This window comes from Pseudomonas siliginis (assembly GCF_024072275.1).
Classification (GTDB): domain Bacteria; phylum Pseudomonadota; class Gammaproteobacteria; order Pseudomonadales; family Pseudomonadaceae; genus Aquipseudomonas; species Aquipseudomonas siliginis.
This window is the reverse complement of sequence record NZ_CP099598.1, coordinates 1,124,387-1,141,214: the sequence shown is the minus strand read 5'-3', so window position 1 is coordinate 1,141,214 and position 16,828 is coordinate 1,124,387. Positions and strand designations below refer to the sequence as shown.

Annotated in this window: 17 protein-coding genes; 7 read left to right on the top strand and 10 right to left on the bottom strand. The window is 59.6% G+C overall.

Annotated elements, in window-relative coordinates:
* Positions 1-47 precede the first annotated feature (47 nt).
* Positions 48-2,894, top strand: coding sequence for a valine--tRNA ligase (locus NF676_RS05485; protein ID WP_252887367.1), 2,847 nt, complete (start codon positions 48-50; stop codon positions 2,892-2,894).
* Between the two features lie 233 nt (positions 2,895-3,127).
* Complete coding sequence (rlmF, locus tag NF676_RS05480; protein ID WP_016771571.1) at positions 3,128-4,147, top strand: 23S rRNA (adenine(1618)-N(6))-methyltransferase RlmF; 1,020 nt, start codon at positions 3,128-3,130, stop codon at positions 4,145-4,147.
* 194 nt (positions 4,148-4,341) lie between these two features.
* Here the strand turns inward: rlmF and NF676_RS05475 are convergent, their stop codons facing one another.
* Positions 4,342-4,623, bottom strand: coding sequence for an HU family DNA-binding protein (locus tag NF676_RS05475; RefSeq protein WP_003221909.1), 282 nt, complete (start codon positions 4,621-4,623; stop codon positions 4,342-4,344).
* 395 nt (positions 4,624-5,018) lie between these two features.
* Here NF676_RS05475 and yejK point away from each other — a divergent pair, with 395 nt between their 5' ends.
* Both yejK and NF676_RS05465 read left to right on the top strand, forming a co-directional pair.
* On the top strand, positions 5,019-6,023 hold the full coding sequence (yejK, locus tag NF676_RS05470; RefSeq protein WP_039759184.1) for a nucleoid-associated protein YejK: 1,005 nt from the start codon (positions 5,019-5,021) through the stop codon (positions 6,021-6,023).
* The gene (locus NF676_RS05465) at positions 6,023-6,373 is read left to right on the top strand and encodes a glutaredoxin family protein (RefSeq protein WP_056783081.1); all 351 of its coding nucleotides are present in this window, start codon (positions 6,023-6,025) and stop codon (positions 6,371-6,373) included. Before yejK ends, NF676_RS05465 begins: the two co-directional genes overlap by 1 nt.
* A gap of 116 nt (positions 6,374-6,489) precedes the next feature.
* Here NF676_RS05465 and NF676_RS05460 read toward each other — a convergent pair whose 3' ends face one another.
* From NF676_RS05460 to NF676_RS05440, 5 genes are all read right to left on the bottom strand, one after another.
* Complete coding sequence (locus tag NF676_RS05460) at positions 6,490-7,425, bottom strand: glutathione S-transferase family protein (protein WP_150636211.1); 936 nt, start codon at positions 7,423-7,425, stop codon at positions 6,490-6,492.
* Positions 7,426-7,509: 84 nt separating this feature from the next.
* The gene (locus NF676_RS05455; protein WP_095180433.1) at positions 7,510-7,812 is read right to left on the bottom strand and encodes a GIY-YIG nuclease family protein; all 303 of its coding nucleotides are present in this window, start codon (positions 7,810-7,812) and stop codon (positions 7,510-7,512) included.
* A 40-nt stretch (positions 7,813-7,852) separates the two neighbouring features.
* A complete protein-coding gene (locus tag NF676_RS05450; protein ID WP_252887366.1) occupies positions 7,853-8,323 on the bottom strand; it encodes a nuclear transport factor 2 family protein in 471 nt (156 codons plus the stop codon).
* A 190-nt stretch (positions 8,324-8,513) separates the two neighbouring features.
* Positions 8,514-9,818, bottom strand: coding sequence for a CynX/NimT family MFS transporter (locus tag NF676_RS05445; protein ID WP_252887365.1), 1,305 nt, complete (start codon positions 9,816-9,818; stop codon positions 8,514-8,516).
* Positions 9,808-10,467 (bottom strand): FadR/GntR family transcriptional regulator, encoded by a 660-nt coding sequence (locus tag NF676_RS05440; protein WP_076565984.1) that lies wholly within the window; start codon positions 10,465-10,467, stop codon positions 9,808-9,810. Before NF676_RS05440 ends, NF676_RS05445 begins: the two co-directional genes overlap by 11 nt.
* A gap of 166 nt (positions 10,468-10,633) precedes the next feature.
* Between NF676_RS05440 and NF676_RS05435 the strand changes: the two genes are divergently transcribed.
* Entirely contained in the window at positions 10,634-10,945 is a 312-nt protein-coding gene (locus NF676_RS05435; protein WP_056783074.1) for a type II toxin-antitoxin system MqsR family toxin, read from the top strand.
* Positions 10,942-11,430: a type II toxin-antitoxin system MqsA family antitoxin gene (locus tag NF676_RS05430; RefSeq protein ID WP_056783073.1), complete on the top strand. Its 489-nt coding sequence runs from the start codon at positions 10,942-10,944 to the stop codon at positions 11,428-11,430. The genes NF676_RS05435 and NF676_RS05430 overlap by 4 nt, the downstream gene beginning before the upstream one ends.
* A gap of 57 nt (positions 11,431-11,487) precedes the next feature.
* Here NF676_RS05430 and NF676_RS05425 read toward each other — a convergent pair whose 3' ends face one another.
* The 4 genes from NF676_RS05425 to NF676_RS05410 form a co-directional block, all read right to left on the bottom strand.
* Positions 11,488-12,252 (bottom strand): amino acid ABC transporter ATP-binding protein, encoded by a 765-nt coding sequence (locus tag NF676_RS05425; protein WP_016771581.1) that lies wholly within the window; start codon positions 12,250-12,252, stop codon positions 11,488-11,490.
* Positions 12,253-12,265: 13 nt separating this feature from the next.
* On the bottom strand, positions 12,266-13,360 hold the full coding sequence (locus tag NF676_RS05420; protein ID WP_016771582.1) for an amino acid ABC transporter permease: 1,095 nt from the start codon (positions 13,358-13,360) through the stop codon (positions 12,266-12,268).
* 10 nt (positions 13,361-13,370) lie between these two features.
* Positions 13,371-14,552: an amino acid ABC transporter permease gene (locus NF676_RS05415; RefSeq protein WP_041479500.1), complete on the bottom strand. Its 1,182-nt coding sequence runs from the start codon at positions 14,550-14,552 to the stop codon at positions 13,371-13,373.
* Between the two features lie 66 nt (positions 14,553-14,618).
* On the bottom strand, positions 14,619-15,650 hold the full coding sequence (locus NF676_RS05410; protein ID WP_016771583.1) for an amino acid ABC transporter substrate-binding protein: 1,032 nt from the start codon (positions 15,648-15,650) through the stop codon (positions 14,619-14,621).
* Between the two features lie 468 nt (positions 15,651-16,118).
* On the opposite strand from NF676_RS05410, the gene NF676_RS05405 reads away from it, so the two are divergent.
* A complete protein-coding gene (locus tag NF676_RS05405; protein WP_150636202.1) occupies positions 16,119-16,775 on the top strand; it encodes an alpha/beta hydrolase in 657 nt (218 codons plus the stop codon).
* The last annotated feature ends 53 nt before the right edge of the window (positions 16,776-16,828 follow it).

The window sequence follows — 16,828 nt, the reverse complement described above, 5'->3', positions numbered from 1 at the left end:
TACTTCCCGGCTTTTCCTGAATAAATGCCAATAGGGTCCCGCCGCGCATGGATAAGACCTACCAGCCGCACGCCATTGAAACTTCCTGGTACAAGACCTGGGAGTCCGAGAACTACTTCGCCCCGCAAGGCGCGGGCGAGTCCTACACCATCATGATCCCGCCGCCGAACGTCACCGGCAGCCTGCACATGGGTCACGGTTTCAACAACGCGATCATGGACGCGTTGATCCGTTTCCGCCGCATGCAGGGTCGCGACACCCTGTGGCAACCGGGCACCGACCATGCCGGTATCGCCACGCAGATGCTGGTGGAGCGTCAGCTCGAAGCCCAGGGCCAGAATCGTCACGATCTGGGCCGGGAAAAATTTCTCGAAAAAGTCTGGGAATGGAAAGATCAGTCCGGCGGCAACATCAGCCGGCAGATCCGTCGCCTCGGCTCGTCCGTCGACTGGAGCCGCGAGCGCTTCACCATGGACGACGGCCTCTCGGAAGCGGTCAAGGAAGCTTTCGTGCGCCTGCATGAAGACGGCCTGATCTACCGCGGCAAGCGTCTGGTCAACTGGGACACCAAACTGCACACGGCGATTTCCGACCTCGAAGTGGAAAACCACGAAGAGAAAGGCTTCCTGTGGAACCTGAAATACCCATTGGCCGATGGTGTAAAAACCGCCGAGGGCGATGACTTCCTGATCGTCGCCACCACCCGTCCGGAAACCATGCTCGGTGACTCCGCCGTCGCGGTTAACCCGAACGACGAACGCTACAAAGCGCTGATCGGCAAATTCGTCGAGCTGCCACTGGTTGGCCGCCGCATCCCGATCATCGCCGACGATTATTGCGACCCTGAATTCGGCACCGGCTGCGTGAAAATCACCCCGGCCCACGATTTCAACGACTACGAAGTCGGCAAGCGCCACAACCTGCCGCTGCTGAACATCTTCGACAAGAACGCCAACGTGCTGCCTGCCGCTCAGGTGTTCAACCTCGACGGCACGCTGAACGAGAGCATCGACGGCAAGATTCCGGCCGAGTTCGCTGGCCTGGAACGTTTCGAAGCGCGCAAGCAGATCGTTGCCGCGTTCGACGCCGCCGGCCTGCTGGTGAGTGTCAACGATCACAATCTGAAAACGCCGAAAGGCGATCGCTCCGGCACGGTCATCGAGCCGTGGCTGACCGACCAGTGGTACGTATCGACCAAGCCGCTGGCCGAGCCGGCGATTGCTGCCGTTGAAGACGGTCGCATCCAGTTCGTGCCCAAGCAGTACGAAAACATGTACTTCTCGTGGATGCGCGACATCCAGGACTGGTGCATCAGCCGTCAGCTGTGGTGGGGCCACCGGATTCCGGCCTGGTACGACGAGTCGGGCAAGGTCTACGTCGGTCGCGACGAAGCCGAAGTCCGTGCCAAGCACAACCTCGGCCCGGACGTTGCGCTGCAACAGGACAACGACGTACTCGACACCTGGTTCAGTTCCGGCCTGTGGACCTTCTCGACCCTGGGCTGGCCTGAGCAGACCGAGTTCCTGAAGAAATTCCACTCCACCGACGTGCTGGTCACCGGTTTCGACATCATCTTCTTCTGGGTTGCCCGGATGATCATGATGACCATGCACCTGATGAAGAACGAAGACGGCACGCCGCAGGTTCCGTTCAAGACTGTGTACGTACACGGTCTGGTACGCGACGGCCAAGGCCAGAAGATGTCCAAGTCCAAGGGCAACGTCCTTGACCCGCTGGACATCATCGACGGCATCGACCTGGAAACCCTGGTGCAGAAGCGCACTTCGGGCCTGATGCAACCGAAACTGGCGAAGAAGATCGAGAAAGCCACCCGCGAAGAGTTCGCCAACGGCATCGAAAGCTACGGCACCGACGCCCTGCGCTTCACGTTCTGCTCGCTGGCCTCGACCGGTCGCGACATCAAGTTCGACATGGGTCGCGTCGAAGGCTATCGCAACTTCTGCAACAAGATCTGGAACGCCGCGCGTTACGTTCTGGACAAGGGCGAAGACTGCGGCCAGAACGGCGAAGCCTACGAGCTGTCGCTGGCTGATCGCTGGATCATCTCGCAGCTGCAACGCACCGAAGCCGAAGTGACCCGCCAACTGGATCAGTTCCGTTTCGACCTCGCCGCGCAAGCGCTGTACGAGTTCATCTGGAACCAATACTGCGACTGGTATCTGGAGCTGTCCAAGCCTGTGCTGTGGGACGAGAACGCGCCGGTCGAACGCCAGCGCGGCACTCGCCGGACGCTGGTGCGCGTGCTGGAAGTGGCGCTGCGTCTGGCGCATCCGTTCATGCCGTTCATCACTGAAGAAATCTGGCAGCGCATCGCGCCGCTGGCCGGTATTCAGGGCAAGACGATCATGCTGCAGCCTTGGCCGGTGGCCAACGAGGAGCGCATCGATCCGGCGGCGGAAAACGACATCGAATGGCTCAAGGAACTGATGCTCGGCACGCGCAACATTCGTGGCGAGATGAACATCGGCCCGGGCAAGCCACTGCCGATCTACCTGAAGAACGTCAGCGCTGAAGACCAGCGCCGCCTGACCGAGAACGAAGCGCTGCTGAAGAAGCTGGCGCGCCTGGAATCGATCACCGTACTCGCCGCTGGCGAAGAAGCACCGCTGTCCGCCACCGCACTGGTCGGCGAAATGGAAGTGCTGGTGCCGATGGCCGGTCTGATCGACAAGGGCGCCGAACTGGCGCGTCTGGACAAGGAAATCCTGCGTTTGCAGGGCGAAGTCCAGCGGGTTGGCGGCAAGCTGTCCAACGCCGGTTTCGTCGACAAGGCCCCGGCCGAAGTCATCGAGAAGGAACGCGCCAAACTGGCCGAGGCCGAACAAGCCCTGGGCAAACTGGCCGAGCAGCACGCGCGGATTGCCAGTCTGTAACGGCAAACCGCACTGAAAAAGGGAGGCCCAAGTGGCCTCCCTTTTTTATTCCTGAAAAACCTTGAGTCCGCTGTGGGAGCGAGCCTGCTCGCGAAAGCGCTGTGTCAGCCGACAAATCTGCCGGATGTGAAACCGCCTTCGCGAGCAGGCTCGCTCCCACAGTTTGAACGGTGTTGCCTTCAGATGTGGGACAATGCCCGCCACTTTCAGCCATACCCGAATCGACCACGCCCATGACCGCCCCCCGCACACCCAAACCTGCGCGCAAGAAGCCTGACGCCGCCTCCCCGAGCAAAGCCGTCGAGCCGCGCGAGAAGGCCAGCCTGCATCCGCGCAATCGCCATCAGGGTCGTTACGACTTTCCGGCGCTGATCAAGACCACGCCGGAACTGGCCAAGTACGTGATCACCAACCCGTACGGCAAGGAAAGCATCGACTTCGCCAGCCCCGACGCGGTGCGTGTGTTCAATCGGGCGCTGCTCAAGGCGTTCTACGGCATCCAGCACTGGGACATCCCGGCGGACTATCTTTGCCCTCCGGTTCCGGGGCGTGCCGACTATGTGCACTTTCTCGCCGACCTGCTGGCGAGCATGAACGACGGCAAGGTCCCGCGCGGCGCGATCGTCAATGTGCTGGATATCGGCATGGGCGCCAACTGCGTTTATCCGTTGATCGGCAACAGCGAATACCGTTGGCACTTCCTCGGCTCGGAGATCGACCCGACAGCCGTGGCGGCGGCGCGAGCCATCGTGCAGTCCAACGATCTGAGCAAGGTGATCCAGCTGCGCCAGCAGGAAAACCGCAAACACATCCTCATCGGCTTGCTGGAGCCGGGCGAGCGCTTCGACCTGACCATGTGCAACCCGCCGTTCCACGCTTCGATGGAAGAAGCGACCAAGGGCAGCGAGCGCAAATGGCGCGCCTTGGGCAAGGCCGACCCGAAACGCAAGCTGCCGGTGCTGAACTTCGGTGGGCAATCGGCGGAGCTGTGGTGTGAAGGCGGTGAAGCGCGCTTCGTGACGCAGTTGATTGCCGAAAGTGCGAACTTCCAGCACAAAGTGTTGTGGTTCAGCACCCTGGTATCGAAGGCCTCGAACCTGCCGGCCATCGAGACCGCACTGAAGAAGGCTGGCGTGCTGGAGAGCCAGGTCGTGGAGATGTCGCAGGGCCAGAAGCAGAGCCGCTTTGTTGCCTGGACCTTCCAGACCAAGTCCGAGCAGCAGATCTGGCGACGCGAGCGCTGGGTTCGCTAACACACAGCAGATCCCCTGTGGGAGCGAGCCTGCTCGCGAAGGCGGCGTGTCAGTCAGCTTCAATATCGACTGACCTACCGCTTTCGCGAGCAGGCTCGCTCCCACATTGGCACTGCGATTCAGTCGCTAAATCACAGACACAAAAAAACCGTGCCCCGGATCACTCCGAAGCACGGTTTTTTTATCGCTGCGTCTTACTTGTTCACAGCGTCGGTCAGGCCTTTGGCCACAACCAGCTTGATCACTTTCTTTGCAGGGATTTCGATGGCAGCGCCAGTCGAAGGGTTACGGCCGGTGCGGGCAGGACGCTCGGTCACTTTCAGCTTGCCGATACCTGGCAAGGTGATTTCGCCGCCGTTTTCCAGCTGATCGGCAACGATTTGGCCCAGTTGGTCCAGAGCGTTACGCGCGGTGGTTTTCGGCGCGTCGATAGCTTCAGCGATGTCGGCGATCAGTTGGTCTTTAGTAAGAGCCATGTAGTGTTCCTTCCCTATCAAATTCATATGGATTGCAGAGTGCAGTGTCAGCCATCGAGCCCGATCTTCTGGATCTGGCACCCTCGGCGATAACCACGACGAGTCGGGTTATAGATGCCGAAATCAGGGTTTGGTTCGACCTGACAAATGCTGAATGCACGCTTAACGCAGTGACTTCGCGTAAGACCGGGCAAAACTAGCACAGCGACAAGGAAATATCCGCCTCTAGCTACCCATTTGCTCAGCTTTATTGCGCTAAATCGGTAAAAAACCGCTTAAGGCCGGGCGCGCGCCCCGGTTTTGCCCTGCAACCCGCGCCAAAACCAGTGGTTGCGGTACACTGAGCGCTTTTTCGGGGGAGCCTGCCCTCCTCCCTTCCAACAGCCGAGAAGCCCATGCCGATCCGTCATTGCATCGTCCACCTGATCGACAAAAAACCCGACGGCACGCCCGCAGTTCTGCACGCCCGTGACTCTGAACTGGCCGAGTCCGCCGCCATCGAAAACATGCTCGCCGACCTCAACGAAAGCTACAACGCCAAACAGGGCAAAGCCTGGGGCCTGTTCCATCCGGAATCCGGCGCATTCCCGTTCAGCGGCTGGCTGAAGGAGTATATGGAAGGCGGCCGTGACTTCACCGCGTTCAGTAAAGTGGCGGTCGAGCATCTGCAGAAACTGATGGAAGAATCCAACCTGTCGGTGGGTGGCCACGTGCTGTTCGCCCACTATCAGCAAGGCATGACCGACTATCTGGCGATCGCCCTGCTGCATCACAGCGAAGGTGTGGCGGTGACCGACGAGCTCGACGTGACGCCCTCGCGCCATCTCGACCTTGGCCAGTTGCATCTGGCAGCGCGGATCAACGTTTCCGAGTGGCAGAACAACAAGCAGTCCAAGCAGTACATCTCGTTCATCAAGGGCAAGAATGGCAAGAAGGTCTCGGAATACTTCCGCGACTTCATCGGCTGCCAGGAAGGCGTCGACGGCCCCGGCGAGACGCGCACGCTGCTCAAGGCCTTCAGTGACTTTGTCGAGAGCGAAGACCTGCCGGAAGACTCGGCCCGCGAGAAAACCAAGACCCTGGTCGACTATGCCAGCAGCCAGGCCAAGCTCGGCGAACCGATGGGTCTTGAGGAGCTGTCGGAGCTGATCGACGAAGAACGCCCGAAAGCCTTCTACGATCACATCCGCAACAAGGACTATGGCCTGTCGCCAGAGATTCCGGCAGACAAGCGCACCCTCAATCAATTCCGTCGTTTCACCGGCCGCGCCGAAGGTTTGTCGATCAGCTTCGAAGCGCACCTGCTGGGCTCGAAGATCGAGTACGACGAAGAGAACGGCACCCTGATCATCAAAGGCCTGCCGACTTCGCTGACCGATCAGTTGAAGCGGCGTAACTGATGCTCGGCAATGTGCTGAAAAAGGTCGCCCTGGTGCTGCTGGTGGTCGTGGTCTATCAGAACTGGGGCAAGATCGAGCGGGTATTCAATCCCGCGCAAATGGTCTCGCCGCAGACCCGGGCGCAAGCCAATGTCGTGCTCTATGCCACCGACTGGTGCGGCTACTGCAAACAGACCAAACGCTTTCTCGACAGCAAGGGCATACCGTTCAAGGAGTTCGACATCGAGAAGGATGCCGATGCGCGCAAGGCGTATGAGGCACTGGGTGGACGCGGGATTCCGCTGATCGATGTGAACGGCACGTTGATTCGCGGGTTCGATCCCGACGAAATCCTTGCAGCCCTGAAATAACCAATGTGGGAGCGAGCCTGCTCGCGAAAGCGCTGCATCAGCCAACAACCATGTTGAATGATCCATCGTCTTCGCGAGCAGGCTCGCTCCCACAGGTTTTGCAGCTGCTTGATAAATCAGCGCGCTTCGATACGGAAACCAAAACGCGGAAAGTGCACATGCACCACGCCGCCACGTTCGTCTTCACGGCGAATGATCAGCTCTTCACTGCCAGCAAACAACAACTCGCCTGCCACCGGATCAACGCCGTAATCGACAGCGGCAATTGCCACTTGCTGTCCCGTCTTGAAGCCGTTCGGATCAACGAACCGCTCATCCGGCAATGCCGCTGGCGTCGCGTTACGCGCGACCTCCAATGCCTCGGCAGAGGACATCTCGCTCGCTGCGCCATGGCCGAACCCCAGCACCCGACCCAGCCACGCCGCAACCGCCGGATATTCATCCACCAGCGGCGCCGTGACGTGGGTCGCCTTGAGGAACCACATCGGATGCGCCAGGGCGAAGTCGGCAATCGATGGCTCGCCGAAGAGGAAGTCGCCCTGCTCGCGCTGCAACTGCTGCTCCAGACGCGCCATGATCGTCGGCCACTGATGCTTGGCCTGCTCGGCGGACAGACGTGTGGCGCTGCCACCGCTGAACAACCCGGCGCGGTCGGCCAGGAATGCCTTGATCGCTTCCGGCGGCAATTTGCCGAAACGCACCGCCACTGACTCCGGCTGGAACACCAGGCTCACGGCATGCTGGAACACCACCGAATCGGCCCACGCTGCAAAACTGGCGCTGGTCATTTCCTGGCCTTCGGGAAAGAACGCCGGCAGGGCTTTTTCCTGTTCCAGGCGTCGAGCGATCAGTGCGGTGTCGCAATAAATGTCAGCACCGATCTGCAACACTGGGGTCTTGCGGTAGCCACCGGTCAACGCCGTCAGATCCGGCTTGGGCATCACCGGGGAAATATGCACCGAACGCCAGGACAGGCCTTTGAAGCCCAGCAGCAGGCGCGCCTTCTCGGCAAATGGAGAGGTCGGGTAATGGTGCAGAATCAACTCGGACATGCTCGGCTCCGCCGCTGGAAAAGTGAATCCGCAGCTTAGCGCGCATTGCCTGACAGGCCTACCGATCTGCCTGATGGGAACCAATCAGTCAGATTGATAAGACGCGACCAGGCATTCCTTGGCGCTCTTCTTGAGCTTTTTGATCAGCCGTTCCTGGCGCAAAGCATCGCTTTTGTCGCGGCACAGTTCCGTGTAGACCAGGGCCATCGCGGGGCTGGAAAGAAAGAACCGCGCGCCCTTGCCGCTCTGGTGCTTGGCGAAACGGCGTACGGGGTCGTCGCTGATTCCGCAATACAACGAGCCATTGGCGGCACGCACGAGGTAGACGAACCAGGATTTACTCACTGGTTCGGCAGCATCGACGGATTTTTCGCTAAGGCTGGTCACTTCGGGATCTGAACGTGTAGGAAAACAGGCGGCGATCTTATCAGCGCCCGGCCTGAAATGCCTTCAGTCCCTTGCGCGCCTGGGCACTTACCGCGTTGCGCACCAGCGGCGTCCAGCCCAGCAGCAGGCCTTTGAAACCCAACGCCTGCCGCGACCAGCGCCACAGATCGAAATGGTCGTGGTGCTCACAGATCTTGCCGTCCCGGAAGACGAAGCGCGCCTGGATGTCGTTGACCACGACGTTGCCGGTCTGACTGAACAGGTAAGTCGCCACCCAATGCGCGCCGCCGGTGCGCTCGTCGGCGCGGACATTGTCAAAAGTCAGGGAAAAATCCCTGGCGCGGGTAGTCAGCATGCGCCACATGTCGCCGGCATCGCGCCCGCGCAACTCGCCGAAGGCCGGATCGCTGAAGACCACATCATCGGTGTAGCAGGCGGCCATGGCTTCTGCGTCAAGGCGCTGAAAGGCTTGGTAGAAGCGGGTGATCAGGGCGCTATGGGCTTCGCTCAAGGCAATCTCCAAAGAAATAGGTACAGATTGCCAGCACCATAATCTGCCGCGCGCAGAAACACTATCGGCAATACGCAAAACCCTTGTGGGAGCGAGCCTGCTCGCGAAGGTAATTCAACATTCAACATCCATGTTGACCGAAACACCGCTTTCGCGAGCAGGCTCGCTCCCACATTTGCACCCAGTGCATTCAGATCTTTTCGCTTTGCACCTGCACATACAGCGCCCGGCCGGCACCCAGCCCGGCGAGGATTGCACCGGCGCCGATAACGCCGAATATCCAGCCCAGCGCATTCCAGCCGCCGGTCCAGTCATGCACCACGCCCACGGCAAACGGCCCCATGGACGCCAGGGTGTAGCCAAAACCCTGGGACATGCTCGACAGGTTCGCCGCGACATGGGAATCGCGCGAGCGCAGCACGATCAGGGTCAGGGCGAGACTGAACGTGCCGCCCTGCCCCAGTCCGAGCAGAATCGCCCAGCCCCACAGACCTTCGATCGGTGCGTACAGGCAGCCGAACAGGCCGGCCAGGGTCAGCGCCATGACCACGACGATCGCCAGGCGCTGATCCTTGCCCCGGGTCGCCAGCCACGGCGCGGCCAGCGAACTGGCCAGCTGAATGATCACCGAACCGGACAGCACCAATCCGGCCTGAGTCGGTGTCAGCCCGCGCCCGATGAGGATCGACGGCAACCATCCAAACACGATGTAGGCCAGCGACGATTGCAGGCCCATATACAAGGTCACCTGCCAGGCCAGCGGATCACGCAGCAACCCGCGCACGCGATAGGCGACGTTGTGTGCGCCATGTTTGGAGCCGACTTGTGGCAGCCAGAACACTGCGGCTACCAATGCCGGAATCACCCAGAAGCCCAGGCCCATCGCCCAGCTGTTGCCGAAGTGTTCACTCAGCGGCGCGGTCGAACCCGCCGCCATCGCTGCGCCCAGGCACAGCGCCATGGTGTAGACGCCGGTCATGGTCCCGGCATGTTTGGCGAAATCGCGTTTGACAATGCCCGGTAACAGCACGCCGACAATGCCGATGCTGGCGCCCCCAAGCACGCTGCCGGCGAACAGGCCGATCTCGCCGAAATTACTGCGCAGGATAATCCCGCCGGCCAGCGTCAGCAGAATTCCCAGCACCACGCGCTCGGCACCGAAACGCCGCGCCAGAATCGGCGCCAGCGGCGCAAACAAACCCAGGCACAGCACCGGCAACGTGGTCAGCAATCCCGCCTGCGCCGCAGACAGCCCGAGGCTTCTGGAGACCTCGCTGAGCAATGGCGCCATGCTCGACAACGCCGGGCGCAGGTTCAGCGCCACCAGAATCAACCCAAGCAGCAACAGCCACGGGCGTTTTACCAATGGGTGGCTTTGCTGGACCTGCTCGTCATCAGCCTCAGCATCGATCAGCAATTCCTTCAGTTCGGGCGAGCGTTTCGACGCTGTGGATAACTCATTGCGGGACATGGATTTCTCGGTTTCAAGGTTCATTGATCAACTGCCTAGACAAGGCTTTGGCCCGCTCCGGGTCGCGTTGCTCGACCGCATCGAGCAAGTCGATGTGCAGATCAAACACTTCCTGACGGCGCGGGGAGATATTCAAGGTCTGGCGCAATTGCGCGCCGACGATGCTGGAGAAATATCGATACAGCTCGCTGAGGGTCGGGTTGTGCGCGGCGTCGACGAGTCGGCGATGGAACACCAGATCGCAGGCGATGTAGGTGTCGAGATCGCCGTGGTAGTGGCTGCCGCTGGTGCCGAGCGCTTCGCGCAGGGCCGCCAGATCCTCATCGGTACGGCGCAACGCGGCCAGGCCGATGGCCTCGACTTCAAGGATGTGCCGGGTCTCCCGAGCCTGCTCCAGGGAACAGCGGGACAACGCCTTCAGCGTATCCAGCGGATCGACCACGGCGCGCAGATAACTGCCGTCGCCCTGGCGAATTTCGATCAATCCCGAGAACGCCAGAACACGCATCGCCTCACGCACCGTGTTGCGGCTGATGCCCAGCTCGGCGCACAGCTCAGGTTCGGTCGGCAGACGCTCGCCGACCTGCCACGCACCGCTGTTGATGCGCTGCCGCAGTTGATCCAAAGCCTGATCGACCAGAGATCGCTTGATCAAAGGGGAAATGTCGGACATGAGCCTCACCTTTTCATCCAATCATAGGATGAATTTTCCGACATGTTAGTCAGACCCATGTAGTACGGCAACCACCTAGGGTCAATCGAAGACACATGGAGCGGCATTTTCGATTGGTCAAAATTACCCTTTAAGGGTAATTTCAGGGACAGGGTTTTGGCTTCTTATGGAAAAGAACACACCCCATTACGACTTGACAGTCGTGAAGGCCGAAGTAGTTAGACGAGGCAAAGAAGCCTTTACACGTTATGCACTTGAGACAGGCCGGGACATGGGCATGTCCTGGAAAGTGATGATGCAGGTTGTGGCAACGCTTGAGCGGCGGATGCTCTACAAATCCATGACCTCTTATTCCAACCATCGTAACTGGCACGACGTCTATCACGTATCGTTTCGAAATCGGGAGATCTATATCAAAGTGACCTACTGCACGAGCGGTGGTTCTCCGGTGATCTCCTTCAAGGAGAAAAACACATGAGCAAGAGGCAATGCCTGAGTTGCGGCACCGAACACGCAATGCACCACTTTCAAGATCGCAGTCTCGACGTCAATTACAAACAGTTTTCGCGGCCCGTACACCTTCTCGCCGGCTGGGAGTGCAGGATCTGTGGCGAAATCATTTTTGACAGTGGTACCGACAGTGCCGAGCGCTACGTAGATGCCGGCGATCAATTACTCGAAGACGTACTTCGGCTGATCGGTACCGAAATGAAGCGTATTCGCCGAAAGCTCCATCTCACTCAAAGAAGTGCGGTGAAGTGGCTGTCAGGAGGTGGGCATAATGCGTTTTCACGATATGAACGCGGCGAACTGGCTCCGCCGCAGCCGTTGTTCACACTGATGCGGCTTCTGGATCGTCATCCCGATCTGCTAGAGGAAATTCAGGCACTTCACGCAGACGACGGTCTCAAACAACTTCTGGAAACTCGTTACCCGGAGCGGGAACCTGTTCTGGCCAGATGAGCCCAGATAAAACAAACCCGGAACTGAGTCCGGGTTTGTTTCAGCGCCTGACGGGCATCAATGCAAAATCTGACTCAAGAACAACTTGGTCCGATCATTCTGCGGATTGTCGAAGAAGTCGTTCGGCGCGGCCTGCTCAACGATTTCGCCCTTGTCCATGAAGATCACGCGGTTGGCCACGGTGCGGGCGAAGCCCATTTCGTGGGTCACGCAGAGCATGGTCATGCCGTCTTCGGCCAGACCGATCATGGTGTCCAGAACCTCTTTCACCATCTCCGGGTCAAGCGCTGAAGTCGGCTCGTCGAACAGCATGATTTTCGGCTTCATGCACAAGGCGCGGGCGATCGCCACACGCTGTTGCTGACCGCCGGAAAGCTGCCCCGGATATTTGTGCGCCTGCTCCGGAATGCGTACGCGCTCCAGGTAATGCATGGCGATTTCTTCGGCCTTGCGCTTGGGCATCTTGCGCACCCACATCGGCGCCAGGGTGCAGTTCTGCAAAATGGTCAGGTGCGGGAACAGGTTGAAGTGCTGGAACACCATGCCGACTTCGCGGCGGATCGCTTCGATCTGCTTGAGGTCGTTGGTCAGTTCCACGCCATCGACGACGATGCGCCCCTGCTGGTGTTCTTCCAGACGATTGAGGCAACGGATCGTCGTGGATTTACCGGAGCCCGACGGACCACACAGGACGATGCGTTCGCCCTGTTTGACGTTGAGGTTGATGTCCTTGAGTACGTGAAACTGGCCGTACCACTTGTTCACGCCCTGCATCTGGATGATGCCTTCCGGACCCACAGGCTTTTTGATTGCTTCGCTCATTTACAGAGAACTCCTAACGCTTGTGGCCAGTGTCGAGCTTGCGTTCCAGATGCATGGAATAGCGCGACATACCAAAACAGAAAATCCAGAACACCAGGGCGGCGAACACGTAGCCTTCGGTGGCCATGCCCAGCCATTTCGGGTCGGCGGCGGCTTGCTTGACGCTGTTGAGCAGGTCGAACAGGCCGATAATGATCACCAGGCTGGTGTCCTTGAACAGCGCAATGAACGTGTTGACGATGCCCGGGATTACCAGCTTCAGGGCTTGCGGCAGAATCACCAGGCCCATCGAACGCCAGTAACCGAGGCCCATCGCTGCAGCCGCTTCGTACTGCCCTTTGGGAATCGCTTGCAGACCGCCACGCACCACCTCGGCGACGTAGGCTGACTGGAACAGGATCACGCCGATCAGCGCCCGCAGCAGCTTGTCGAAGTTCATGCCTTCGGGCAGGAACAGCGGCAGCATTACCGAGGACATGAACAGCACCGTGATCAACGGCACGCCGCGCCAGAACTCGATGAAGGTCACGCAGACCACACGAATCGCCGGCATGTTCGAACGTCGTCCCAGCGCCAGCACGATACCCAGCGGCAACGCCCCGGCGATGCCGACGGTGGCGATCACCAGGGTCAGCATCAGGCCGCCCCACTGGCTGGTCGGCACGGTGGTCATTCCGAAACCGCCATGCAGCAAAGTGAAGGCAATGATCGGGTACAGCACCAGGAAGCTCAGGCCGTACACCGCTTTACGCGGCACGCGCGAGATAAACAGGGGGGCTGCGCCAATGACCGCCAGCCACACGGTCAGGTCAACGCGCCAGCGCAGTTCGGTCGGGTAGTAGCCGTACATGAACTGGCCGAAACGCTGCTGAATGAACACCCAGCAGGCGCCTTCCTTGGTGCAGTCGGCGCGGGTGGTGCCGACCCAGTTGGCGTCGACGATCGCCCAGCTGAGGATCGGTGGCACGACCAGGTAGATCAGATAGAACGCAAACAGCGTCAGCAGGGTGTTGAGCCAGCTGGAGAACATGTTCGCGCGCATCCACGCCACCACGCCGATACTGCTGTTCGGTGGAGGCATGTCGGGTTTGAAAGTATGAGTACTCATGCGCTTTTCCTTACCGCTCGATCAGCGCAATGCGCTTGTTGTACCAGTTCATCAGCAGGGAAATGCTGATACTGATCGCCAGGTACACGCTCATGGTGATGGCAATCACTTCGATGGCCTGCCCGGTCTGGTTGAGCACGGTGCCAGCGAACAGCGAAACCATTTCCGGGTAACCGATACCGGCTGCCAGCGAGGAGTTCTTCGCAAGGTTCAGGTATTGGCTGGTCAGCGGCGGAATGATCACGCGCAGGGCCTGCGGGATGATCACCTTGCGCAGGGTCGGGCCGTTGCGCAGGCCAAGCGAACGCGCCGCTTCGGTCTGACCGTGGCTGACCGACTTGATCCCGGAACGCACGATCTCGGCGATAAACGCTGCGGTGTACACAGTGAGCGCCAGGGTCAACGCCAGCAGTTCCGGGATCAGCACCCAGCCACCGACAAAGTTGAAGCCCTTGAGCTCGGGCATTTCCCAGTGCAACGGAGCGCCGAAGATCAGCGCGCACAGGGTCGGGATCACCAGCGCAATTGCCAGGCCGGTCCAGAACTTGTGGAACGGTACGCCGGTTTCTTCGAAACGCTTGTTGGCCCAGCGGCACATCAGCACGATGCCGACGATGGCCAGCACGATGCTGATCACGAACGCCCAGAAGCCGTCAGCGGCGAGTGCGGCCGGCATGTTCAGGCCACGGCTGCTGACGAAGAAGGTGTCGCCGAAGTTGTGGCTGTTGCGCGGCCCCGGCATGGTCAGGAACACCGCGAAGTACCAGAACAGGATCTGCAGCAGTGGCGGAATGTTGCGGAACACTTCCACATACACCGTCGCCAGTTTGGCGATGATCCAGTTCTGCGACAGCCGCGCCACGCCGACGATGAAACCGAGGATCGTCGCCAGGATCACGCCGATAAAGGTCACCAACAGGGTGTTGAGCAGGCCGATGACAAACACCCGCGCGTAGCTGTCCGCTTCGGTGTAGTCGATCAGGGTTTGAGCGATGCCGAACCCGGCACTGCGCTCCAGAAAGCTGAAACCGGAAGTGATACCCCGGTGCTGAAGGTTGGTTTGCGTGTTGTCGAACAGGTACCAGCCAAGCGAGATCACCGCCACAACGGTGATGATCTGGAATAGCCACGCACGCACTCGTGGATCGCTGAGGCTGAGCCTCTGCTTTGGTGCGCCGATAGAATTTTGCATGAAGTGCCCCGGAAGAAATGGAACAAGAACATCACCCGGCGGTTGGCCCGCCGGGCGATAGAACCATTAGCGCACTGGTGGTGCGTACTGAATGCCGCCGTTGTTCCACAGGGCGTTCAGGCCACGGTCGATTTCCAGCGGAGTGCTCTTGCCGAGGTTTTTCTCGAAGATTTCGCCGTAGTTGCCGACCTGCTTGACGATCTGCACAACCCAGTCTTTCGGCAGCTTCAGGTCTTTGCCGTATTCGCCGTCAGCACCGAGCATACGGGCCACGTCCGGGTTCTTGGTGGACTTGGCTTCAGCTTCGACGTTCTTCGAAGTGATGCCGGCTTCTTCGGCATTGAGCAGCGCGTAGCCGACCCAACGCACGATGGCCAGCCACTCGTCGTCGCCGTTACGTACGACCGGGCCCAATGGTTCTTTGGAAATGGTTTCCGGCAGAACCACGTAGTCCTTCGGCGAGGCCAGCTTGCTGCGCTGGGCGAACAGCTGGGACTTGTCGGAGGTCAGCACGTCGCAACGACCGGATTCCAGCGACTTGGCGCTTTCATCGGAGGTGTCGAAGGTGATCGGGGTGTATTTCAGACCGTTGCCACGGAAGTAGTCGGAAACGTTCAGTTCGGTGGTGGTACCGGCCTGGATGCAGATAGTCGCGCCGTCGAGCTCTTTGGCACTTTTCACGCCCAGCTTGTTGTTCACCAAAAAGCCGATGCCGTCGTAGTAGGTGATGAAGCCCGGGAATTTCAGGCCCATGCCCGCGTCACGGGAGCTGGTCATGGTGGTGTTGCGCGACAGGATGTCGATCTCGCCGGACTGCAGCGCGGTGAAGCGCTCCTTGGCGTTCAACTGGCTGAACTTGACCTTGTTGGCGTCGCCGAAAACGGCTGCGGCCACAGCGCGGCAGACGTCGGCATCGATGCCGAGGATCTTGCCGGTCGCATCCGGTACCGAGAAGCCCGGCAGACCGTCGCTCACGCCACACTGCACGAAACCTTTTTTCTGTACCGCATCCAGGGTTGCACCCGCCTGAGCGAACCCGCTGACGCCGAGTACTGCTGCAGCAGTCACGACCGCCAGAGTGGATTTCAACATCTTCATTCAAACCTCCAGTTTTGCTCTTGTTGTGTCGGAGCTTGAGTCCAGTCGCACCCTTTTGAGGCGTTGTTGACCCGTGTTGGCTTTTTTTAGGGTCAACCGACGTAAGACCTTCGCTATGAGTCTAGTAGGAGAAAATCCACATCATGGATCACTCACTTCTCACCAATCGGCCGAACGGGCTGTAGCCCTTTCACGTTCGCTAAGCCCGTAGCGGCCATTGGCGAACATCCATCACCGGATTCGTTGCTATCCCATCACGCGACTGACACTGATAGTGTTACCGCCACGCGTAGGACGCTTCGTACGCAAACCTCCATAGCAAACGCCGTACCACACCGCTTGCGAAAGTGATTGCGCGACACGTCAATAGCTAAACTTGTAACCTTGCGACATCTTGTTAACGGATCAACCGGGCGCGCACTTCAATCACGCACTCAATGAGAGCGCCCGCACATTTTTGGAGCAGACATGACCGAGCCCTTGATTCTTCAGCCTGTTAAGCCCGCAGACGCCTGCGTGATCTGGCTGCACGGCCTCGGCGCCGACCGTTACGACTTCCTGCCGGTGGCCGAGGCGTTGCAGGAAAGCCTGCTGAGCACGCGTTTTGTGCTGCCGCAGGCGCCGACGCGTCCAGTGACGATAAATGGCGGATATGCCATGCCCAGCTGGTACGACATCAAGGCCATGAGCCCGGCCCGGGCGATCGACCGTGACCAGTTGGAAGCTTCGGCAAAGCGCATCATCGAACTGATCGAAGCCGAGCGCGCCAGCGGAATAGACGCCTCGCGGATTTTTCTCGCCGGTTTTTCCCAAGGCGGCGCGGTGGTTCTGCACACCGCATTTCTGAAGTGGCAGGGGCCGTTGGGTGGGGTGCTGGCGTTGTCTACTTACGCACCGACATTCAGCGACGAACTGGAGTTATCCGCCAGCCAGCAGCGCATTCCGGTGCTATCGCTGCACGGCCAGTTCGATAACGTGGTGCAGAACTCGATGGGCCGCAGTGCTTACGAGCATTTGAAGAAGCATGGTGTCACCGTGACATGGCAGGAATACCCAATGGAGCACGAAGTGTTACCTGAAGAGATTCGCGACATTGGTGTCTGGTTGAGCGAACGACTGCGCTGATTGTCGACCAATCCCTGCCCATTGATCCCTCCTACTACGCCGCGCCCGATTCT